A 21,210-nucleotide genomic window follows, 5' to 3' on the forward strand; every position below is an offset into this window, starting at 1 on the left:
TATGAAAATTAATACCGCCGAATTTATTGTCAGCAATTCTGACGCATCAAAATGTCCGAAGGATTTTTTGCCAGAATATGCTTTTATAGGAAGATCAAACGTAGGTAAGTCATCTTTAATCAATATGCTTACCAACAATAAAAACTTAGCAAAAACTTCTGCAAGACCAGGAAAAACACAATTAATCAACCACTTCAAAATCAACAACAATTGGTTTTTGGTCGATTTACCAGGTTACGGATACGCTAAGGTTTCAAAAAAAACAAAATCAGTTTTCCAGAAGTTCATTACAGATTATTTCGAAAACAGAGAACAATTAGTCTGTGCTTTTGTTTTAATTGACATTCGTCACGAAGCACAAAATATTGACATTGAATTTATGTCTTATATGGGCGAAAGCGAAATTCCATTCTGCATTATTTTTACGAAAGCGGATAAAATTGGCAAAACTAAAATAGATTCGCATATTGCAGCTTACAAAAAACAAATGTTTGCCAACAACTGGGCCGAAATGCCGCAGTATTTTGTAACCTCATCTACAGAATCAATCGGAAAAGAAGAGCTTTTATCTTATATTGACCAAGTGAATCAGGAAGTTTTTAAAAACAACTCTGGATTTTAAAATTTAAATTCCAAATTAAAAATAAACTCATAATAAAAAATCCCAAATTCCAAGTTTACAATTGGAATTTGGGATTTCTTATATTTGAAAATTAACTATTTCGTAAGTTCTAGTTTTTCTGCAAAGTAATCGCAGAAATCTTTCATGGTATCAGACATTTTTTCATCATCTGTTGCACGCTTGAAAGTGTCAGACATAGCCACTAAAGTCTGGTGGAAGAAAATTTTCATTTCATCTACCGGCATATCTTTTGTCCACAAATCGATACGCATGGTTTCTTTTGCTTTGCTATCCCAAATTGACAGCATTATTGCTTTTGCTTCTTCAGCTTGAACTCCACCGTCCTGCGCACTCCATGTTAGTTTTTCTGGAACGCGGTTTTCGTCCAATTCTATATTAAATTTAATCTCTGAGTTTATATTTGCCATTATTTCTTAGGTTTATATTTTGATTTTTCGAAGATTTCTTTTGGCTCAAGCTTAAATAACTCAGCCAAAGAAACATTACTATTATTTTTCATGTAAGAACGTATCATCTGCCAGCCAATCCAAGCTCCCACTCGCCCTGGAGAATCGTTATCAATTTCCAAAAAGAATTTAGAAAAAGGTGCTGGAGCTATAAATCGTGCCTTCAATTTCGGATCTTCATTGTAAAGCATTTCATTTTCTATAAAATAGCGCCACATATAGGCTTCATTTTCTTCACACCATTTTATTTGCTCTGGTGTATAACCTATTTTTTCAGCGTCTGTATATTCAGGAATCAGTAAATCTTTTGCGTAAAGCTGCTTCCCTTCAAAAATCATTTGAGCGACAAAACTCTTATCTATAGAATTTGGAATATTTCGATACGAAAAACTAGAAACCACATCTGGCATAATTTGTCTTTCTTCAAAGTTCTCTTTTAAGTAATTTGGAAACTCATAAAATTTATGGTTTTTCCCTAAATATAATTCCAAAGCTACAACTACGAGACTGTCTGCATAAATTGATTTCGCATTATAATCCATTTCTCCAATAACAGTAATTACCTTCGGAATTCTTGTTTTAGGAAAATAATATTTTACATGCTGAAAAAGCTCATTAAACTCTTGGCGAACAGGTTCAAAATTGCTGTATTTTTTCTGAACTTCTTCGTAAACTTCTCTCCAGATCGGATCATTCATTTTCTGAATCCAAACATTATCGTCATTACCAGGAAAGAAATACGGATACTCTTTTTTTATTTTTGGAAGATCTTGCGGTTTAGTTTCAAAAAACACCTTATCAAATCGTTCTACTTTAATATCAACAGGAATTTCTTCTACTTCTTTTTCAACCTTACTTTTTTGGTTGCAAGACAAAAAAAACAGGCACAGAACCACTGCAAAGCGATAAATTTTCATTTTATTTTAATTAGATTTGTGTTATCAGAATTTTAAGCAGTTGCATACTCAAAATAATTCTGCAAATATACATCCCTGCATCTTAAAACTTAAACTATTATGGCTAAAAAAAGCACAATTCAGACAGAAAAGGTAAATACGCACATTGTAGAGTGGTTAAAAAATTACGCTACTAATGCAAAAGTAAACGGTTTTGTAATTGGAATCTCGGGAGGTGTAGATTCTGCAGTAACTTCAACTTTATGCGCACAGACAGGACTGAATGTTTTATGCGTCGAAATGCCAATTCATCAGGCAGAAAGTCAAGTTAATAGAGCGAAAGAACATATTGAACAGCTTAAGAGACGTTTCCCGAATGTTTCTGAGGTTCAAACTGATTTGACAGGAGTTTTTGAATCTTTCAAAAGCGCTGTTCCATCAACAGAAGATACTGCAAAAGTAAATTTAGCTTTAGCCAATACTCGTGCTCGTCTTAGAATGACATCTTTATATTATTTAGCGGGACTTCATGGTTTATTGGTTGCTGGAACCGGAAACAAAGTAGAAGATTTTGGCGTTGGTTTTTACACAAAATATGGAGATGGCGGCGTAGATTTGAGTCCGATTGCTGATTTAATGAAATCTGATGTATACGCTTTGGGAGAATTTTTGCAAATTCCGCAATCAATTTTAACAGCTGCACCTACTGATGGATTATTTGGCGATAATCGTACCGATGAAGACCAATTGGGAGCAAGTTATGATGAACTAGAATGGGCAATGTTGGCCGCGGAGTCAGGAAAGACGGCATCTGACTTTGAAGGGAGAGAAAAATCTGTCTTTGAAATTTATAAACGATTAAACACCAGCAACAAGCATAAAATGGATCCAATTCCAGTTTGTTTGATACCAAAAACGTTAAAATAACACATTTTAACATTCTCTGCGAGTTATTACAGAATTTATTTATTAATTTTACCGTTCCAAAAACATGAACAATTCTAAAAAAGGTAAAAATTATGATTAAAGTATGTCTAGCAGACAATCATCCTGTGACGCACTTTGGCGTTAAGTCTTATTTCAAAGACCACGATCAAATTTCAATTGTTGCCAACGTAGGCAATTTTTCAATGGTTAGAGATATTCTTCAAACGAAGGAAATCGATATTCTAATCTTAGATTTAGAATTAGAAGGTCTTTCAAGTATCTTCGAAATTAAATCAATCCTGAAAAATTTCCCAAAAACAAAAATTGTTATTTTCAGTGATCTTGCTGAGCAAATGTATGCTCCAAATGCAATTAAAGCAGGAGTTTCTGGGTATGTACACAAAACAGAAAAACTTGAAACATTAGGTCATTCTATTATTAAAGTACACGAAGGAAAAATTATCATCAACGAAACAGTACGCAAAAACATGGCACTTATCGCTAAACAAAGTAAAAGCGAGCGTCTGTACAGAAAACTTTCTAACCGAGAGATCGAGGTTTTACGTTACTTAAGTGATGGTAAGAAAAACAATGAAATCTCTAAAATCTTAAATCTGAACGAAAAAACGATCAGTACTTACAAACTAAGATTATTAACAAAATTAAATGTTACTAATTTAGTTGACTTAGTAAACAAAGCTAAGACTTTAGAAATTATTTAATTACAAAATCGATTAGCTTAAAATTTAAACTAATCAAAACTTTATAAAAACTCTATCTTTTTTGATTAATCAGATTAGATAGAGTTTTTCTCTTTTTTAGTGATAAGGCACCACTACTCGGCCTAATTTTTTCGAAAAATTATTCAGCAGTTTAGAATAATCGATCACCATACTTAAAATTTCTGAATTATCTTCTTGCGGATTGGTCAAAAGAGAATTCTTTAATTCTGCGATAATTCCAGACACCAAATACCATCTCATAGAAAATATAGTATCAGAAACATTCTGTTCTATGGTTTCGCTTTTATGTTTTGGAAAAATATTCTGCCCTTCCCAATTATGAATGGTCAGCCTTTCATCTTCCATTAAAATATTGGTCACCTCTTGCGCAAATTCAGGCTCAAGATGCATCAAATATTTATCTAAACTAAAAGTCTCATTCTGATTGTAAAAAGCAATAATGTTATTGTAAATATTCTGAAACAAGGTATTCGACAGTTCTACCTCATCTTCTTGAAGACTCAAATATATTTTTTCAAAAACTTTATATTGTCTCTTCTCCGAAACTTCTTTTACATTCCCTTCTTCGTCTGCCTTTAAGTACACATCCTCAAAACTCTCTACAACACTGCCATATAATAGTAAAATCTCAATGATTTTCCTTTCAAAACCATATAAAATATCTACTTTTTGAGTTTGCCCTTGCGGATAATATCCTGGATCTCCTGGATAATCATAACCTTCTGGCGGACCTGTTCTAGGATCTTCTGGATCTCCTCCTGAAAATGTCCCCGCTTGCGGAGGCTGATTTCTAACCACCTCAAAAGGCCTTTGTTCCTGCTTCTGCTTTTTATTGGCGTCAGCTATATCTTTCTGAATCAGCTGTGCTAAAGTACTCGTCAAGACCTGCTCCGAAATATCCATAATTCGGGCACATTCCTGAATATAAACTTCACGCTGAATGCGGTCTGGTATTTTTGAAATACTTCCAACCATATCACGAATCAGCTCAGCCTTTTTTATTGGGTCATTTTTAGCTTCGCCCATCAGAATCGAAGCCTTAAATTGTATAAAATCTTTACTATTGCTTTCTAAGTAGGCAACTAAATCGTCATGCGAATTTTTACGGGCAAAACTGTCTGGATCTTCTCCGTCAGGAAAAGAACAAACTCGTACGTTCATTCCTTCTTCCAAAATCAAATCGATTCCTCTGATAGAAGCTCTTAAACCAGCTGCATCTCCATCAAAAAGAACTGTAATATTTCGCGTCAGACGATTGATCAAGCGAATCTGATCTGGAGTTAATGCTGTTCCAGAGGATGCCACAACGTTTTCGATTCCAGCCTGATTAAACTGAATTACATCAGTATAACCTTCAACCAAATAACAATTGTTTTGTTTGGCTATAGATTGTTTTGCATGATAAATTCCGTAAAGCACTTTACTTTTATGGTAAATGTCACTTTCTGGCGAATTGAGATATTTTGCCGCTTTCTTATCATTTGTTAAAATACGCCCTCCAAAACCTAGAACACGTCCCGACATACTTTGAATCGGGAACATTACACGCCCTTTAAATCGGTCAAAAGGACGGTCTTCTCTTGGAATGGTTAAACCTGTACTTTCTAAAAATTCTAATTTATAGCCTTTTCCTAACGCTTCTTTGGTAAAAGCATCCCAAGTTTCTGGAGAATATCCCAGATTAAACTTTTTAATAGTCTCGTTGGTAAATCCTCTTTCTTTGAAATACGACAAACCAATGGCTTTTCCTTCTTCAGAATTCAACAAAACATCTTGAAAATACTTTGCCGCAAATTCGGAAACCAAATACATACTTTCTCGAATATCCGTATTGGCTTTTTCTGCTTCTGTCTGTTCGGTTTCTTCAATTTCGATATTGTACTTTTTAGCTAAATAACGAATGGCTTCTGGATAAGTAAAATGAGAATGCTCCATCAGGAAGGCAACAGAATTTCCTCCTTTTCCAGAACTAAAATCTTTCCAAATTCCTTTTGCGGGCGAAACCATGAACGAAGGCGAACGCTCATCTGAGAATGGACTTAAACCTTTAAAATTACTTCCTGCACGTTTTAAATTGACAAAATCGCCAATAACCTCCTCTACTCGAGCAGTTTCGAAAACAGCGTCAATGGTGCTTTGTGAAATCAAAGTATATTAAAATTTTAAAAGTTGAGAGCTAGCAAAAATACGCAAATCTTGTTGGAATTTTAGTCATTTTAAACCAAAAAAGCATCTCAAAAATAGATGCTTTTTTCACTAACTAAACGACCAGTAATTTTAGTTCAAATCTACACGAAGTCCTAACGAAATGTTATTCTCTTTTACTAGATTATTCTGAAATAATGGGTTTAAATCGTATTTAAAGTATAAACTCAATTCTCTATAACCGATATACGAACTCAGACCGTAAATAAAATTATTTACATTGTAATCGCCTTTTATAGTAGTTTTGTATTTTAAATCTTCTTCTTCAAATTTTAAAATCTGTTTTGATTTTACGTTAATTCCCGCATAACCACCAATTCCGAAACGGAAACTTTTATGGGTTTTAAAATACGTTTTCCCGTCGCGTTCTATTGGTCTTGTAAAATCAAATTCTAAGTGCACAGGCGCAACCAGATACACATTTCTAAAACGAGACTCAGTTAAATGCACTGGATTTTCAACCAGATTTGTATGTTCGTTATCTACCACAAAACTTTTGTTATTTGTTGGACGTATATTGTTGTACATTAACGAAAGTCCGTATTTGGCATGAAGCAGATTATCATTTTTCATCAGTCTTGAATTATATGTAAATCCCCACTCGTAAAAATGCGATCCCATAAATTTATAATTTGAGTCCTGAAGTTTTCCGTCGACCATCATATTATTTAATCCCATTGCAAATACGAATTGAGATGTTGTTCTCTTTTCACTGCGAATAGAATCTTTATGATGGCTATATGACTTCCAGCGAATCATGTACACCTTTGCGGAATCTTCTTTTATTTTTCCGTCTACTTTTTTCTGAACCAAATCATTTAACTCATTTTGGGCCAGAGTCACCTTTTCCTCAATGATTACAGCTCTTGCTTCCGCCAGTTCTTTTTTGCGCTTGTCGGCTTGTTCTTGGGTAATTTTCCCTTCAGATAACTGAACATTTACAGCTTCAACCTCTTCTTTTAAAGCTTCCTTTTCCTCTTTGGTAATTTTTTCGATTTTATTAGCAATTCTTTTTGCTTCAGATTCAAATGTCTCTTGCCCTACTACTTTACTTACTATTAAAAAGAAGAAAAGTATAAGATAAATGGTAAAATTTCTCATGATTGATTGTTTTAAATTGATTGAATATTTGATTGATGATGATTTTTTAATTATTAATGGTGAATTGTGAATTCTCACTCTTGTTGATTTCTATTAGACAAAGCGACTTTGACTTCTTGAAGATTTTTGTTCACTTTGGTGATTACTTTTTCTCTAAAAGAAAGTTCTAGTTCGCCATCTACTTGATTCAGCAAATCGTTGGCATTTATTTTTACTTTTGCTTTTTTGGTCTGATTTTGAGCTATAACTTTATTTTCGGCTGTTTCTAATAGCTGATCAACATTTTCTTTTTTTGAAGTTTCCGCAATTTGAGTTTGATTGTTAACTGATTGTTTTTCTTGATTGTTTTTGATGATGATTGAAGACTCCGCTACTTGATTTGATGCATTTTTAATGGTTTTATTTGAGATTTGTCCCGAAGCTTTGGGATTAGTTCTTTCTTCTTTATTTACTATTTCTTCTGAAGTTTTTTCAGCAATTACAGTTTCTGTTTTTACTGAATCAGTATTTTTTACAATAGGCTCTGCAATTCGTTCGTTTTTGGATTCCGTTTCTTTTTCTACAATTACTGTTTCTGGCGTTGCAACTGATTTTTCATTTTGATTGAAAAACAAAGTTCCAAACAATAAAAACCCCACAACACTTGCTGCGATATACAGCCATTTTCTGTTTTTCTTTGGCTTTTTCCCTTCTGCTACACTCAACATCGCATCCAATCGATCCCAGGCGTTGTTGCTTGGTTCAATTTCGCGTTGATTTAGTTTTTCACGGAAATCCTTTTCAAATTTATTCGGTTCCATTATCTTGTCTTTTTAAAATAGTAATTTGTGTTTGCAGCATTTTTCTAGCATGCGATAATTGCGATTTTGATGTTCCTTCATTAATGCCTAACATCTTAGCAATTTCATTGTGTTTGTATCCTTCAATTGCATATAAATTGAAAACCATTTTGTACCCATCTGGCAAAGCATCAATTAAATACTGAATCTGTTCTACTGTAAATTGACTATCGATTTCATTAAAGCTTTCTTCAACAAAAAATTCATCTTCAGCAAATTTTACTTTTTTCTGAACTCTTAAATACGAAATGCATTCGTTAACCATAATCCTTCGAATCCAGCCTTCAAAACTTCCTTTATGCTCGAAGTTTTTCAAATTTGTAAACACTTTCATGAAAGCCGTTATCATTACATCTTCTGCTAACTGAATGTCTTTTATATACTGTCGACAAACGCTCAACATTTTTGAAGAATATTTACCGTAAATCTGCTGCTGTGCCTGACGATTATTTTCGACAGCCAACTTTATGATTTTGGTTTCTTCTTGATGTAACGAAATAATTTTCATTAATAAGCTTTTCGGTTTGGTTTTGGTTTTAGAAACAGACTTCTATTAGCATAGACGATTGTCGATTTGAAATGGTTGCATGAGGTCTAATTTTTTTTTAAAAAAATAAATTCCAAATTCCAATCAATAGCATATTTAACTGATTTACAACAAAGTAAACCAATTATCTAATTGACATTTTTTTTGATTATCTAATTAAAAAGATTATTTTTTTCTTTCAATAACATAATTTACCATTAAGGTAAGTGCCGCTTTGAACTCAGAATCTGGATAATTTTCTAGAAGAGAAAGTGCTTCCTGTTGGAATTGCACCATTTTGTTTTCAGCATAAGCCAAACCATTATTGTTTTTTACAAAGGCAATAACTTCTTTTACGCGTTTTTTGTCTTTGTTGTGGTTTTTGATGGAGTTTATTAGCCACTTTTTTTCTTGCGGAGTGCAAGTATTTAAAACATGAATTAAAGGCAAAGTCATTTTTTGCTCTTTAATATCGATTCCTGTTGGTTTTCCTATGGCTTCTTCGCTGTAATCAAATAAATCGTCTTTGATTTGAAATGCCATTCCGATCAGCTCACCGAACTTTCGCATGTTTTCTACCTGAATATCATCTTCTATTACGGCTTTTGCACCAAGCGCACAACAAGCTGCAATAAGCGTTGCGGTTTTCTTTCTTATGATTTCGTAGTAAACATCTTCAGTAATGTCAAGTCGCCTGGCTTTTTCTATTTGAAGCAATTCTCCTTCGCTCATTTCACGAACGGCAACAGAAATGATTCTCAACAAATCGAAATCGCCATTATCAATTGAAAGTAATAAACCTTTAGACAATAAATAATCTCCAACCAAAACGGCGATTTTGTTTTTCCAAAGCGCATTGATTGAGAAAAATCCGCGACGGCGATTACTGTCGTCAACCACGTCATCGTGTACTAAAGTCGCTGTGTGAATGAGCTCAATTACCGAAGCACCGCGATAGGTTCTTTCGTTTACAGTACCGCCAGAAACCATTTTTGCAGTAAGAAAAACAAACATCGGACGCATTTGTTTTCCCTTGCGGTTTACGATATAATAAGTGATTCGGTTTAATAATGCCACCTTCGAAGTCATCGATTCATGGAACTTTTTCTCGAAAAGTTCCATCTCGTTAAAAATAGGCTGCTTTATTTGAGACGTAATATTCATTTAGGTTTCAAATATACTATTTTAAATAAAAATACGTTGTGTATTTTAGGTTAGGATTTTAATATTTTACATCATAATCTAAAAACACCCTCCAAAAATAGCTCTAACTAATACTGATTTGAATTCATTAACTAAAAAAGAACCCAAAACTATTTATTTATGAAAACAAAATTTTTATTAATTGGAACATGTATAATTACATTGTCTTTTTTCATTAGTTGTAATTCTGATGAAAAAACAAATGACGGATCATCAGCTGCGATTACAAATGACGAAATTATAGCTAATGCTAAAATTGATGCCTCTGTAGAAGACGTTACGAATATTGCTGAAGATCAATTTAGTGCTCAGCTTAACATAAATTCAAAACCTAGTGGACCAATAAAAAGTTTCCTTCCAAGCTGTGCCACAATCACTACCGTTTTAACCAATAATACTTGGACAAAAACCGTAGATTTTGGTGTTGAAGGATGTACACTGAATAACGGAAATACCGTAAAAGGAAAAATGGTTGTGTCTTTTTCAAACGATTTTAGCTCTTCTACCCAAACCATCAGCTATACATTTGAAGGGTTTAATCATAATGGCAGAAAACTTCAAGGAAGCAAAAGCATTGTGAGAACGATTAAAGAAACCAATATATTGGTAACGCCTCACCCAGTGTCAACGGCTTCGATAGATTTAACAATTACTTTTGATGATGGAAAAGTGTATACCAGAAAAGGTAGTTTGGTAAAAGAAATGACTTCTGGTTATGATACTTGGTTTGATTGGGATGATAATATTTTTATTGTTACCGGAAGCGGTTCGACAACTTTTCCTAACGGAGATACTTTTTCAGCAGAAATCACAACTCCTTTAGAATTTAATGCCGCGTGCAGAAAATCTATTGCAGTTAAAGGGATTGTTTCTATTACCAAAAATGGCGCTTCAGCAATTATTGATTATGGAAGCGGAGAATGCGATACTCTTGCAACAGTGACAAAAGACGGAGTTACAGAAGAAATAGATTTGAAAAAATAAGCATCCTTTTTGTCCAAAAAAAGCATTAAGAACATGATAAATCTTGTTGTTAATGCTTTTTTGTTTAAAAACCTACGAAATGTCCCTATGGGACATATGTACGATTGTCAATATTTTTTTTCTACCTATAATATACTCCTAGCGGAGTACATTCTGGTAAATATTTTTATGCTTCTTTGTTGGCTAGCTGCCCGCAAGCGGCGTCAATGTCTTTTCCTCGGCTTCTTCTCACTTTCACCACTACGCCAATATTTTCTAGAGCTTTTATATAAGCCATAATTGATTCTTCTGAAGCTTGCTGAAATTCGCCATCGTCAATCGGATTGTATTCAATTAAATTGACTTTACAAGGCACATATTTACAGAATTTCACCAATGCATCAACCGAAGCTTTATCGTCGTTGATTCCTTTCCAAACTACATATTCGTATGAAACCTTGCTTTTAGTTTTTCTGTACCAATATTCTAATGCTTCTCGTAAATCTTTTAAAGGGAAATTTTTACTGAAAGGCATAATTCGGGCACGGGTTTCGTCTATAGCTGAATGCAATGAAACTGCTAGTTTAAACTTCACATCGTCATCTGCCATTTTTTTGATCATTTTCGGAATTCCAGAAGTCGAAACCATGATTCGTTTTGGAGACATTCCTAAACCTTCTTCTGAAGTAATCATGTCAATTGCTTTAATGACATTATTATAGTTCATTAAAGGCTCTCCCATTCCCATAAAAACAATATTTGAAAGCGGGTGATTGTAATACAGACGGCTTTCTTTATCGATAGCCAGAACCTGATCGTAAATTTCGCCCGGTTCTAGATTTCGCATTCTTTTTAATCGTGCTGTTGCACAGAAATTACAATCTAAACTGCAACCAACTTGACTAGAAACACAGGCAGTAGTTCTTGTTTCTGTCGGAATTAAAACCGATTCAACTACGAGTCCGTCATGAAGTCGAACGGCATTTTTTACGGTTCCGTCGCTACTCTTCTGCATGGTATCAACCTTAATATGATTGATTACAAAATTGTTTTCAAGCATAGATCTTGTAGCTTTTGCTACGTTTGTCATGTCTTCAAAACTGTGAGCGCCTTTGCTCCATAACCACTCATAAACCTGATTCCCTCGAAAAGCTTTATCTCCATTTTCAACAAAAAAATTGCGAAGCTGTTCTTTTGATAAGGCTCGTATGTCTTTTTTCTCCATTTGCATGCTGCAAAGTTAATCACTTTTGTCATTTTTTGTTTGGTTTTTACATTCATTATTAATTAAACCTCAAAAAAAGCTGGTCAAAAAATAATATCGATACTTTTTACAAAGAAACACAACAAACTAACAAGCAAACAGTTAGCCCTAAATTTCATTTTATAAAAATTAAATTCTTAGCAATAACAAGACTTTACACTCTTTACTATAGCAATTTAATAAAGCTTTAGCCATGATTTTTATCATTTCTTTTTCTTCACGCGCGCGATAATTTTGGTCTAAGAAATAAGGATAGTTTTCATTCTCTAACCACTAATTGAATTTAAAGCTCCCTTATTTAAATGATTAACCTATACCCTATCAACATGAAAACAATTCAATCCTTTTTACTTACAGTAATTTTTACAACAATTTCATTACAAACAAATGCTCAAAAAAATTATATAGTAGCTGCAAATTCAACTTTTGAAATAGCAGGAACTTCTACTGTACACGACTGGGTAATGAAATCTACAGAAGGAACAGGAACTGCCAATCTAATGGTCAAAGATTCTAAACTAGCTGGAATAAATAGTTTGACTGTTTCCTTATTGGCAGAAAGTTTAAAAAGCTACAAGGAAAGCATGGACAAAGTGGCTTATGAAGCCATGGATACCGAAACACACAAATACATTGAATATGTTTTAAAATCTGCAGAAAAGGTTGATGAAACAACTTGGAACCTAACTGGCATTTACACTATTGCAGGAGTGAGCAAAGAATACAAAACTCAGGTAAAAATAACTACTAACAAAGGAAGCTTCATTTTGCAAGGTTCAAATCAAATCACTTTTGGCGATTTTGAAATGACACCTCCAAAAGCTGCTTTGGGTGTTGTAAAAGCAGGAAAAGATCTAACTGTAATCTTCAATATCATCTTAAGCTAAATCTTGATGTTAAAAAACATCCTTTTTTAACATTTTAAGTCTTGGAATTAAATGTTAAAAAAATCAATTCAACAAAATTAAACCTCTCATTTTACTTAAATGATCAATTCTATAGAAAATGAAAACGTTGTAGTTATTAAATATCTATTTAATAAAATTTTAACAATGATTTTTATCATGTATAAAGCTGATTTATAGAAGGATCTTTGATTCAAGTTAAAACAACATTCTTAGTACTAAAGAGAAACTGGCCTATTATTAACTTATTTTTTATAATACAAACATGACAAAAATGAAAACTAATACATTAAAACTTTTCGCCGTTGTAACAGCATTTTTAGGAATCAGCTCTTTTGCAACAGCACAAAAATCTTACTCTTTAGATAGTAAATCAACTTTTTCTGTTGCGGGTACTTCTACGCTTCACGACTGGGAAATGAAATCAACTTCTGGAACTGGAACAGCAACTTTAAATATTGCTAACGGAAAACTAACAGACATCGACGCTTTGACAGTAACTCTTTTAGCAGAAAGTGTAAAAAGCGAGAAAAAAAGCATGGATAAAGTGGCTTACGAAACTTTGAAAACGGACAAAAACAAAAACATTAAATATGTTTTAAAATCTGCTGAAAAAGTAAATGAAACAACTTGGGAACTTACAGGAACTTACACCATTGCTGGAGTTAGCAAAGTTTACAAAACTTCTGTAAAAACAACGGTTACAAAAGAGGGTTTAAACCTTCAGGGAACCAACAAAATCACTTTTACAGATTTCGGAATGAAATCTCCAACAGCAATGCTTGGAACAATAAGAACAGGTCAAGACCTAACTATAAAATTCAATTTAAACTTTAATTTATAAACGCCATGAAGAAAATTTATATTCTATTCGTCACATTAATAAGCACATTTGCTGTTCAGGCACAGGTCAGTTTTGGAAACATGCAAAATCAAATCTCGAGAGGAAAAGACGGTATCAACGTTTTCGATGTACAAAAAGATACTAGAGAATTTAAGGGTCTTAGTATTGACCTTGGTGGTGCATTCAACATGGATTTCCAAGCAACAAATTCATTCAACGACCAGCCTAATAACATTACGACCACAACTACTACAGCTACGGGTACTACCACTAGATCAATTACAGGATATCGTTTAATGAATACTGAAAACAATTTTACTCTTCCTGCTGCTGATATGTATATTGGAGCTCAATTGTTTGATGGAGTAAGAGTAAACTTAGATGTTTATTTAGCTTCTAGACATCACAATGATTCTTATGTAAAAGGTGGATACTTACAAATTGACAAGCTAGACTTCATCAAAAAAGATTTCTTAGCTGATTTTATGAAATATGCTACCATTAAAATTGGACAAATGGAGAACAATTTTGGTGACGCTCACTTTAGAGGTTCTGATAATGGTAATACAATCAGAAATGCATTTGTTGGAAACAACATCATGTATTCTTTCACTACAGAAATGGGTATGGAGGTTTACTACAACAGAAATGGATTGGTTAGCATGTTAGGTGTTACAAACGGTAATTTAAATCAAAGTAATGAACAAGTTTTTTATACTACTGGACCTAACACAAACACCACACATAGCCCTTCAATCTTAGCTAAATTGGGTTATGATAAACAGCTTAATGAAGATTTAAGAGTAAGATTGACTGGTTCTTATTACCATAATGCAAACCTTGGCAACGCAAACATATATGCAGCTAACAGATCAGGATTTGGTTATTGGGGTATATTGAATAATAACGCTTATAAAAATACAATTACGAAGACCGATGCTAATGGTACTGTTATTTCTACAACTACTACTGATGTGCCTACTAGTTTCAGTAAAACATCTACTCCAGAGGCAACGTTCAACCCTAATTTCAAAAATTGGGCTACTACATATATGATTAACCCTTTTGTAAAATACAAAGGACTTGAATTCTTCGGAACAATCGAATTGGCTTCAGGGGGAGATAAAGCTGGAAGTGATGATAAACGTACTGCTAATCAATATGCTTCAGAGCTTATTTACAGATTTGGAAACACTGAACAATTCTATATCGGAGGAAAGTACAATACCGTATCTGGAAAATTATCTAATGCCGATGCTAAAAAGGTTACTGTAGATAAATTTGAAGCAAGCGCTGGCTGGTTCATGACTAAAAACATTTTAGCGAAATTAAACTACGTTAATCAAAAATATAAAGATTATTCACAATTTACTGGAGATCCAGCTACTGGAAATCTAAACAACTTTTATGGAGGTAAATTTGAAGGTTTAGTATTCGAAGCAACAATTGCATTCTAATATAAAAACAAATGAAAACAAGATTTTCAATCTTAATTATGGGTTTAGTAGTTTTCTTTTTCTTAGGAAGTGCTAAACCCACTTTTTTTCCAGAAGATACAGCTGTGGCAATCAATAAAATAAAAATAGAAATCACAGGTCTATCAACTGTGGGTAAATACAATTGCTCAAACACTTTTACTGTAAAGGATACTGTTTACGTAAATTCAATTAAAAAAAATACTTTTAATACCGACATCAAAATGTCAAACTTTGATTGTGGCAATAAAATAATGACGAAAGATTTACAGGGAACAGTAAAAGTGAAAAAATTCCCCAACAGCACAGTTTGCATAAGTGACATTAAGCCAATTGGGAAAAATTACAAATGCAGGTTAAATTTCTTCATAACTGATAAAACACTAAAATACAAAGACTTCATACTATACAACACTGACGACAAAATTCAAGGAACTCTTAGTTTGAAATTCTCTGATATCGATTTGGAACCACCAGTAAAAATGGCTGGATTAATTAAAGTAAAAGACGATATTGTTATTAATTTCAGTTTATACAAAAACTAATATTTTTCTTCTAAAAAAATTAATGCTCAACATCATAATTTCAAAATTTTGGCACAAGAATTGTCTAGCTCTTAAAAGAAAAATAATCTTACAAAGAGCTCAATCATTTTAAAATTTGTAATTTTATTTTTCAGCCATTTAACCTTTAAGTTTTATCAACCTAAAAAAAATTGAAATTATGAAAAAACAAATTTTGAGTTTAGCTGTAATTGCTTTATTAGCATTCGCTGTTCAATCATGCGAGAAAAAAGAAAACAAACCTGCAGAAGATGAATTAACGCTTGGAAACAAAGTTGATTCTTTAACAACAGATATTAAAGAAGTAAAAGACAGCGCAGTAAGTAAAGCAGAAAGCGCTGCTACTAAAGCAAAAGATGCTACAGAAAATGCAGCAAACGATGTAAAAGATGCTACTAAAAAAGCGGCTAATGATGTAGAAGCAGCAGCTAAAAAAGGAGCTGAGAAAGTAGAAAATGCCGCAAAAGCTGCAAAAGACGGAACCGTAAAAACAGCTAAAGAAGTAAATGAAGCTTTGAAAAAATAAAATTTCATAGTAATCCAAACAGAAACCATTCGCAAAACGGATGGTTTTTTTATGCCAATTCGCAAGCAGATATTTTTGTATTTTTGTCTTCAAATTACAAGATACTACAACATGCATTTCATATCTCAAGAATTAGAAGATTATATCGAACAGCATTCTGAAAATGAACCGGAATTGCTGGCGAAACTGAATAAAGAAACTTACCAGAAAATACTTTTGCCAAGAATGCTAAGCGGACATTTTCAAGGTCGTGTTTTAAGCATGCTTTCAAAACTGATTCGTCCAGTTAATATCCTTGAAATCGGAACTTATACAGGTTACGCAGCTTTATGCTTATGCGAAGGAATGCAAGACAATGGGCAACTTCATACAATTGATATCAAAGAAGAATTAATCGATTTTCAGCGAAAGTATTTTGACGCATCACCTTGGGGAAAACAAATTTTTCAGCATTTAGGGGAAGCCGTAAACATTATTCCAGATTTAGACTTAAAATTTGATTTGGTTTTTATTGATGCAGATAAGGAAAATTACCTCAATTATTGGGAAATGATTGTTCCAAAAATGAATAAAGGCGGTATTATCTTATCGGATAATGTTTTGTGGAGCGGAAAAATTCTGGAACCAGTACATCCAAATGATGTCAGTACAAAAGTGCTTTTAGAGTACAATCAGCTTTTAAAAGATGATCCTAGAGTAGAGACTGTTTTATTGCCAATTCGTGATGGATTGACGGTTAGTCGTGTTCTATAATTTTTTAAATTCTAAAGTTCTATTCAGATTTTAAACATTTTATAATGATTCACTCAAAACAAATTGATAGCGAAGGATTTTCAATAATTAATAATGTTTTTACAGAAAATGAAATTGAAAATCTAATTTCATTGATTGACAATAAAACCAAAAATGATTCTGATAATTCGACTTTTAGAAAATCTGAAGATTTGTTTGCCATTAGACAATTCCATAAAGAAGTTCCAGAAACTCTTCCTTTTATTTTTAATGAAAAGCTACAGAACATTATAGAGTCTATTTTCGGTAAAGGCTTTTTTATAACAAAATCAATTTATTTTGACAAACCAGAAAAATCAAATTGGTTTGTAGCCTATCATCAAGATTTAACGATTTCTGTTGATCAAAAAATTGAAATAGAAAATTTTGAAAACTGGACGGTAAAACAAAATCAATTTGCAGTTCAGCCACCTACAGAAATATTAGAAAACAATTTTACAATTAGAATTCATATTGACAAAACTACTAAAAACAATGGCGCTTTAAAAGTGATCAATAATTCACATTCAAAAGGAATTTTGCGAATTGAAAATCTTGATTTCGAAAAAGAAAAAGAAACAATTTGTGAAGTCGAAAAAGGTGGCATTATGATTATGAAACCGTTATTGTTTCACGCTTCCAATAAAACTACAAACAACGAACGCAGAAGAGTGATTCATATTGAATTTAGCAAACAACAGCTTCCAAATGGATTTGAATGGAGTGAAAAAACAATCTTGAATTAGTTTATGTAAGATTTGAGTTGCTAAGATACTAAGGTTCTAAGTTTTTGGAGCTATGTGAGTTTGCCTCCAACTTTAGTTGGAGATAATCGCTTTAAAAGCAAAAAAAGGCTTTAGCCAAAAATACAATTGTGCATTTGGCTAAAGCCTTTTTATTTTGTCCATAAAAAAACCTCCAGTTAAAGCTGGAGGCAATTTATAATAATATATCTTTAAAACCTTAGTATCTCAGTATCTTAGCATCTCAGAGCCTTAGCAACTTAGCATCTTCAAAAAAAACTATCCCGGAAAATACTGGGGTTTTAGTTTTCTATAAACTAAATAAAGTAAAAATCCGAAAAGAGCTCCAAAAAAATATCCTGTAAGGATATCACCTGGATAATGCAATCCTAAATAAATTCGGCTGTAAGCAAAGATTAAAGGCCACAAAAACAGCAAACCAAAATATTTGAAATAGCGTTTTAAAATCAAAAATAAGAAAGTTGCAACCGCCATGGTATTCGCTGCATGTCCAGAGAAAAAACTATATGATTTTCTAACTTGAACCACTCGAATGATGGAGTTTACTTCAGGATCATTACATGGTCGTAACCGCTGAAAAGTATGTTTGAACAAATTACAGGTTTGATCTGTAAAAGCAATTAAAACAGCTACAAAAAGTAATAAATACAGGGTTTGTTTTCCTCCTATTTTTTTATAAATAAGATAGAATAGCAATAAGAAAAATGGCGTCCAATACAGCTGATTGGTAATAATAAGCCATAATTTATCGTATGTCTCAGAACCTAATCCGTTAAGAAAGATTAAAAGATCTTTATCTAATTCCTGTATTTTTTCAAGCATTACATTTGGCGTTTTATAGGTCCAGAAAGAGTGTCAATATCTTCTTTTACTTTTTCGATTTCAGTGGCAGTATCTCCTAAAAGATTTCCTGTATCTCCAAGTAAATTCGATTTTGCATTATTAATTTCTGCATTGATATTTCCAGTAATATCATTCAGAGATTTAGAATCAAGACCATTTGCCTCTGCTCCTTTCTGAATTTCACTTTTAATATCATTGGTTGCATTTTTTAATTGAGCCATAGCTTTACCCATTGTACGTGCAATTTCTGGCACTTTATCTGAACCAAAAAGCATTAGTACTATAAACAGTATAAAAACTAATTCTCCTCCTCCTATACCAAACATAACTTTTAATTTTGTAGTGGCAAAGATATTAAATTTTGCAGCTTAGAGTTTTAAAATTAACTTAAAAAGTCCTTGAAAATGCATTTAATTAAAATAAAAAAGCTCATCAAGCATTTATAAACCTGATGAGCTTTTTATAAGTTTTTAATTTATTTAGTCAAATTTTGACTTTGTTTCTGCTTTTGGCCAAGAGTTATTTGTTACATCAATATCAGCCGTTAGCAATTGTGGGTCAATTTGAATACTCTTAATTGCTTTTGTTGTAGCATATACTTTTCTAGCCGTATCATTACTTTTTCTCCAGATTTGCGCTGGATATTTGTAATTATCTATAGAACCATCTTCGTAAGTAATCTCAACTAAAATCGGCATAATCATTCCGCCTGGTTTGTTAAATTCTACTTCGTAGAAATACTTAGGAGATTTGATACTTGCTTTTTCTTCAGCTGTAAAAGTCTGATCTACATAATCTGCTAAAGGTTTGAAATCTTGCACTTTTAAAGCCTTTTTCTTAGAATCGCTCACTTCTGCATTATCTCCAGCGACTAAGTAAACAAAAGGTCCTTTTTCATATCCAAAACGTCCTTTTCTAACTTTCACGTCTTTAATATCTGTAGTCGGAGTATCTGAAACGTAATATTGTTTTACGTCTTTAATTCCGATATCTACGAAATCTGTTGAGTAGAACCAACCTCTCCAGAACCAATCTAAATCTACTGCAGAAGCATCTTCCATTGTTCTAAAGAAATCTTCTGGAGTTGGATGCTTAAACTTCCATCTGTTTGCATACGTTCTGAATGCATGATCGAATAATTCTCTTCCCATAACTACTTCTCTTAAAATATTAAGACCTGTAGCTGGTTTTCCGTACGCATTATTCCCGAATTGGTGGATTGTTTCAGAGTTTGACATAATTGGCTCCAAGAACTTTTGATCACCGCTCATATAAGGAACAATATTTTTTGCAGGCCCTCTTCTTGAAGGGAAATTTGAATCTAATTCCTGTTCAGCCAAATATTCTAAAAATGAGTTTAAACCTTCATCCATCCAAGTCCATTGACGTTCGTCAGAGTTTACAATCATTGGGAAGAAAGTGTGTCCAACTTCGTGGATAATAACACCAATCATTCCATTTTTTACTTCTCTGCTCGTTACTCCATTTTCGTCAGGACGTCCATAATTCCAACAAATCATTGGATATTCCATACCTTGATCTTCTGCAGAAACAGAAACGGCTTTTGGATAAGGATAATCAAAAGTATGAGAAGAATAGCTTTTTAAAGTATGAGCCACAACCATTGTAGAAGTTTCTCCCCAAAGCGGGTTTGCTTCTTTTGGATAAACAGACTCTGCCATAACAGTTCTGTTTCCAATTTTCACAGCCATTGCATCGTAAATGAATTTTCTTGAAGAAGCAATTCCGAAATCACGAACATTTTTAGCGCTAAATTTCCAAGTTTTCTTCTTTTCAGAAAAACCTTTTTCAGCTGCTTCCGCTTCTGCCTGCGTTACAATAACTACAGGTTTATCAAATGATTTCTGCGCCTGCTCATAACGTTTAACCTGCTCAGCAGTAAACACTTCGCTTCTGTTCATCAATTCTCCAGTTGCGTCGATTACGTGATCTGCAGGAACTGTAATGTTTACATCAAAGTTTCCGAAAGGAAGAGCAAACTCTCCGCTTCCCCAAAACTGCATGTTCTGCCATCCTTCAACATCATTGTAAACTGCCATTCTTGGGTAGAATTGAGCAATCACGTATAATTTATTGCCGTCTTTCTCGAATAATTCATATCCTGAACGACCGCCCTCTTTTCTGTAGTTATTGATATTATACCACCATTTGATAGAGAACGAAATTTTTTCTCCTGGTTTTAAAGGCGAAGTCAAATTAATACGCATCATGGTTTCATTGATCGTATAAGACATTGGACTTCCTTTAGCATCTTTAACTTGCTCAATATTAAAACCGCGCTCTAAATCTTTTTTCAAATATTTAGAAGAAAAACCATCAAGCGGTAAAACTTGACTAATTTTATCACTTTCTGCTAATGAAGTCTGCGTATTTGCTTTCGCTTGATTTTGATCTAATTGCACCCATAAATATTCCAGACTATCTGGTGAATTATTAGTATAGGTAATGGTTTCGGAACCGCTTAATTTTGAATTTTTATCGTCCAATTCAACATCGATTTTGTAATCTGCTTGTTGTTGGTAATAAGCAGGTCCTGGAGCTCCAGAAGCTGTACGAAACATATTTGGCGTCGCCAGTAAATCATACATTTGGCTAAACTTGTTTGTGTCGTACTTTCCTTGTTGTTTGGCAGGGGCTGTTACTGGTTTATCCTGCGCCACTAACATTGCAGGAAAAAGCAATAATAATGAAAGTTTTTTCATAAAAATTTAATGGTAATTTCTTTAGGCTGTGAAAATAGTA

General features: G+C 33.2%; 22 protein-coding genes. 11 read left to right on the forward strand and 11 right to left on the reverse strand.

The features are described 5' to 3' along the window. Window position 1: 1 nt before the first annotated feature. Entirely contained in the window at window positions 2–622 is a 621-nt protein-coding gene (yihA, locus tag BB050_RS03995; RefSeq protein ID WP_066032698.1) for a ribosome biogenesis GTP-binding protein YihA/YsxC, read from the forward strand. Window positions 623–717: 95 nt separating this feature from the next. On the opposite strand, the gene gldC is transcribed toward yihA, so the two are convergent. Next, the gene (gldC, locus tag BB050_RS04000) at window positions 718–1,050 is read right to left on the reverse strand and encodes a gliding motility protein GldC (protein WP_008467164.1); all 333 of its coding nucleotides are present in this window, start codon (window positions 1,048–1,050) and stop codon (window positions 718–720) included. After that, window positions 1,050–2,006: a gliding motility lipoprotein GldB gene (gldB, locus tag BB050_RS04005; RefSeq protein WP_066032699.1), complete on the reverse strand. Its 957-nt coding sequence runs from the start codon at window positions 2,004–2,006 to the stop codon at window positions 1,050–1,052. The genes gldC and gldB overlap by 1 nt, the downstream gene beginning before the upstream one ends. A 99-nt stretch (window positions 2,007–2,105) precedes the next feature. Between gldB and nadE the strand changes: the two genes are divergently transcribed. Beyond that, window positions 2,106–2,912, forward strand: a complete 807-nt coding sequence (nadE, locus tag BB050_RS04010; protein WP_066032700.1) for an NAD(+) synthase — start codon at window positions 2,106–2,108, stop codon at window positions 2,910–2,912. 92 nt (window positions 2,913–3,004) lie between these two features. Further along, entirely contained in the window at window positions 3,005–3,634 is a 630-nt protein-coding gene (locus BB050_RS04015; RefSeq protein WP_008467169.1) for a response regulator transcription factor, read from the forward strand. Between the two features lie 96 nt (window positions 3,635–3,730). Here the strand turns inward: BB050_RS04015 and dnaG are convergent, their stop codons facing one another. The 5 genes from dnaG to BB050_RS04040 form a co-directional block, all read right to left on the reverse strand. Further along, a complete protein-coding gene (dnaG, locus tag BB050_RS04020; RefSeq protein WP_008467170.1) occupies window positions 3,731–5,803 on the reverse strand; it encodes a DNA primase in 2,073 nt (690 codons plus the stop codon). 129 nt (window positions 5,804–5,932) lie between these two features. Then, window positions 5,933–6,961 carry a hypothetical protein gene (locus tag BB050_RS04025; protein ID WP_066032701.1) on the reverse strand — a complete coding sequence of 343 codons (1,029 nt, stop codon included), beginning with the start codon at window positions 6,959–6,961 and terminating at the stop codon, window positions 5,933–5,935. Between the two features lie 74 nt (window positions 6,962–7,035). Beyond that, the gene (locus BB050_RS04030; protein ID WP_066032702.1) at window positions 7,036–7,761 is read right to left on the reverse strand and encodes a hypothetical protein; all 726 of its coding nucleotides are present in this window, start codon (window positions 7,759–7,761) and stop codon (window positions 7,036–7,038) included. Then, window positions 7,748–8,308, reverse strand: coding sequence for an RNA polymerase sigma factor (locus BB050_RS04035; protein WP_008467173.1), 561 nt, complete (start codon window positions 8,306–8,308; stop codon window positions 7,748–7,750). The genes BB050_RS04030 and BB050_RS04035 overlap by 14 nt, the downstream gene beginning before the upstream one ends. A 204-nt stretch (window positions 8,309–8,512) precedes the next feature. After that, window positions 8,513–9,490, reverse strand: a complete 978-nt coding sequence (locus BB050_RS04040; RefSeq protein ID WP_008467174.1) for a polyprenyl synthetase family protein — start codon at window positions 9,488–9,490, stop codon at window positions 8,513–8,515. 159 nt (window positions 9,491–9,649) lie between these two features. Between BB050_RS04040 and BB050_RS04045 the strand changes: the two genes are divergently transcribed. Beyond that, window positions 9,650–10,513, forward strand: a complete 864-nt coding sequence (locus BB050_RS04045; protein WP_066032703.1) for a hypothetical protein — start codon at window positions 9,650–9,652, stop codon at window positions 10,511–10,513. Between the two features lie 166 nt (window positions 10,514–10,679). Here BB050_RS04045 and rlmN read toward each other — a convergent pair whose 3' ends face one another. After that, window positions 10,680–11,723, reverse strand: a complete 1,044-nt coding sequence (gene rlmN / locus BB050_RS04050) for a dual-specificity RNA methyltransferase RlmN (protein ID WP_008467179.1) — start codon at window positions 11,721–11,723, stop codon at window positions 10,680–10,682. A 359-nt stretch (window positions 11,724–12,082) separates the two neighbouring features. Between rlmN and BB050_RS04055 the strand changes: the two genes are divergently transcribed. The 7 genes from BB050_RS04055 (at window position 12,083) to BB050_RS04085 (ending at window position 17,586) form a co-directional block, all read left to right on the forward strand. Next, window positions 12,083–12,643 carry a YceI family protein gene (locus BB050_RS04055; protein WP_066032704.1) on the forward strand — a complete coding sequence of 187 codons (561 nt, stop codon included), beginning with the start codon at window positions 12,083–12,085 and terminating at the stop codon, window positions 12,641–12,643. 292 nt (window positions 12,644–12,935) lie between these two features. After that, window positions 12,936–13,505, forward strand: coding sequence for a YceI family protein (locus tag BB050_RS04060; RefSeq protein ID WP_236940416.1), 570 nt, complete (start codon window positions 12,936–12,938; stop codon window positions 13,503–13,505). A 5-nt stretch (window positions 13,506–13,510) separates the two neighbouring features. Beyond that, window positions 13,511–14,962 (forward strand): hypothetical protein, encoded by a 1,452-nt coding sequence (locus BB050_RS04065; RefSeq protein ID WP_066032706.1) that lies wholly within the window; start codon window positions 13,511–13,513, stop codon window positions 14,960–14,962. A gap of 11 nt (window positions 14,963–14,973) precedes the next feature. After that, window positions 14,974–15,525, forward strand: a complete 552-nt coding sequence (locus BB050_RS04070) for a hypothetical protein (RefSeq protein ID WP_066032707.1) — start codon at window positions 14,974–14,976, stop codon at window positions 15,523–15,525. A gap of 178 nt (window positions 15,526–15,703) precedes the next feature. After that, the gene (locus BB050_RS04075; RefSeq protein ID WP_008467188.1) at window positions 15,704–16,069 is read left to right on the forward strand and encodes a hypothetical protein; all 366 of its coding nucleotides are present in this window, start codon (window positions 15,704–15,706) and stop codon (window positions 16,067–16,069) included. Between the two features lie 111 nt (window positions 16,070–16,180). Further along, a complete protein-coding gene (locus BB050_RS04080; protein ID WP_066032708.1) occupies window positions 16,181–16,822 on the forward strand; it encodes an O-methyltransferase in 642 nt (213 codons plus the stop codon). Window positions 16,823–16,866: 44 nt separating this feature from the next. After that, window positions 16,867–17,586, forward strand: a complete 720-nt coding sequence (locus BB050_RS04085) for a phytanoyl-CoA dioxygenase family protein (protein WP_066032709.1) — start codon at window positions 16,867–16,869, stop codon at window positions 17,584–17,586. A 276-nt stretch (window positions 17,587–17,862) separates the two neighbouring features. On the opposite strand, the gene BB050_RS04090 is transcribed toward BB050_RS04085, so the two are convergent. From BB050_RS04090 to BB050_RS04100, 3 genes are all read right to left on the reverse strand, one after another. Further along, a complete protein-coding gene (locus tag BB050_RS04090) occupies window positions 17,863–18,426 on the reverse strand; it encodes a phosphatase PAP2 family protein (RefSeq protein ID WP_008467192.1) in 564 nt (187 codons plus the stop codon). Next, the gene (locus BB050_RS04095; protein WP_008467194.1) at window positions 18,426–18,773 is read right to left on the reverse strand and encodes a Sec-independent protein translocase subunit TatA/TatB; all 348 of its coding nucleotides are present in this window, start codon (window positions 18,771–18,773) and stop codon (window positions 18,426–18,428) included. The genes BB050_RS04090 and BB050_RS04095 overlap by 1 nt, the downstream gene beginning before the upstream one ends. A 153-nt stretch (window positions 18,774–18,926) precedes the next feature. Continuing rightward, on the reverse strand, window positions 18,927–21,170 hold the full coding sequence (locus BB050_RS04100; protein WP_066032710.1) for a M1 family metallopeptidase: 2,244 nt from the start codon (window positions 21,168–21,170) through the stop codon (window positions 18,927–18,929). Window positions 21,171–21,210: the final 40 nt, after the last annotated feature.

The organism is Flavobacterium anhuiense, assembly GCF_001705175.1.
Lineage (GTDB): Bacteria > Bacteroidota > Bacteroidia > Flavobacteriales > Flavobacteriaceae > Flavobacterium > Flavobacterium anhuiense.

What these genes read in the sequence shown, in the direction of transcription:
- BB050_RS04040 (WP_008467174.1), bottom strand. Translation starts at nt 9,490, where the DNA reads ATGAATATTACGTCTCAAATAAAGCAGCCTATTTTTAACGAGATGGAA.
- BB050_RS04075 (WP_008467188.1), top strand. Translation starts at nt 15,704, where the DNA reads ATGAAAAAACAAATTTTGAGTTTAGCTGTAATTGCTTTATTAGCATTC.
- yihA (WP_066032698.1), top strand. Translation starts at nt 2, where the DNA reads ATGAAAATTAATACCGCCGAATTTATTGTCAGCAATTCTGACGCATCA.
- nadE (WP_066032700.1), top strand. Translation starts at nt 2,106, where the DNA reads ATGGCTAAAAAAAGCACAATTCAGACAGAAAAGGTAAATACGCACATT.
- gldB (WP_066032699.1), bottom strand. Translation starts at nt 2,006, where the DNA reads ATGAAAATTTATCGCTTTGCAGTGGTTCTGTGCCTGTTTTTTTTGTCT.
- BB050_RS04035 (WP_008467173.1), bottom strand. Translation starts at nt 8,308, where the DNA reads ATGAAAATTATTTCGTTACATCAAGAAGAAACCAAAATCATAAAGTTG.
- BB050_RS04080 (WP_066032708.1), top strand. Translation starts at nt 16,181, where the DNA reads ATGCATTTCATATCTCAAGAATTAGAAGATTATATCGAACAGCATTCT.
- rlmN (WP_008467179.1), bottom strand. Translation starts at nt 11,723, where the DNA reads ATGCAAATGGAGAAAAAAGACATACGAGCCTTATCAAAAGAACAGCTT.
- BB050_RS04085 (WP_066032709.1), top strand. Translation starts at nt 16,867, where the DNA reads ATGATTCACTCAAAACAAATTGATAGCGAAGGATTTTCAATAATTAAT.
- BB050_RS04090 (WP_008467192.1), bottom strand. Translation starts at nt 18,426, where the DNA reads ATGCTTGAAAAAATACAGGAATTAGATAAAGATCTTTTAATCTTTCTT.
- BB050_RS04100 (WP_066032710.1), bottom strand. Translation starts at nt 21,170, where the DNA reads ATGAAAAAACTTTCATTATTATTGCTTTTTCCTGCAATGTTAGTGGCG.
- BB050_RS04065 (WP_066032706.1), top strand. Translation starts at nt 13,511, where the DNA reads ATGAAGAAAATTTATATTCTATTCGTCACATTAATAAGCACATTTGCT.
- BB050_RS04025 (WP_066032701.1), bottom strand. Translation starts at nt 6,961, where the DNA reads ATGAGAAATTTTACCATTTATCTTATACTTTTCTTCTTTTTAATAGTA.
- BB050_RS04055 (WP_066032704.1), top strand. Translation starts at nt 12,083, where the DNA reads ATGAAAACAATTCAATCCTTTTTACTTACAGTAATTTTTACAACAATT.
- BB050_RS04030 (WP_066032702.1), bottom strand. Translation starts at nt 7,761, where the DNA reads ATGGAACCGAATAAATTTGAAAAGGATTTCCGTGAAAAACTAAATCAA.
- BB050_RS04070 (WP_066032707.1), top strand. Translation starts at nt 14,974, where the DNA reads ATGAAAACAAGATTTTCAATCTTAATTATGGGTTTAGTAGTTTTCTTT.
- BB050_RS04015 (WP_008467169.1), top strand. Translation starts at nt 3,005, where the DNA reads ATGATTAAAGTATGTCTAGCAGACAATCATCCTGTGACGCACTTTGGC.
- BB050_RS04045 (WP_066032703.1), top strand. Translation starts at nt 9,650, where the DNA reads ATGAAAACAAAATTTTTATTAATTGGAACATGTATAATTACATTGTCT.
- BB050_RS04060 (WP_236940416.1), top strand. Translation starts at nt 12,936, where the DNA reads ATGAAAACTAATACATTAAAACTTTTCGCCGTTGTAACAGCATTTTTA.
- gldC (WP_008467164.1), bottom strand. Translation starts at nt 1,050, where the DNA reads ATGGCAAATATAAACTCAGAGATTAAATTTAATATAGAATTGGACGAA.
- BB050_RS04095 (WP_008467194.1), bottom strand. Translation starts at nt 18,773, where the DNA reads ATGTTTGGTATAGGAGGAGGAGAATTAGTTTTTATACTGTTTATAGTA.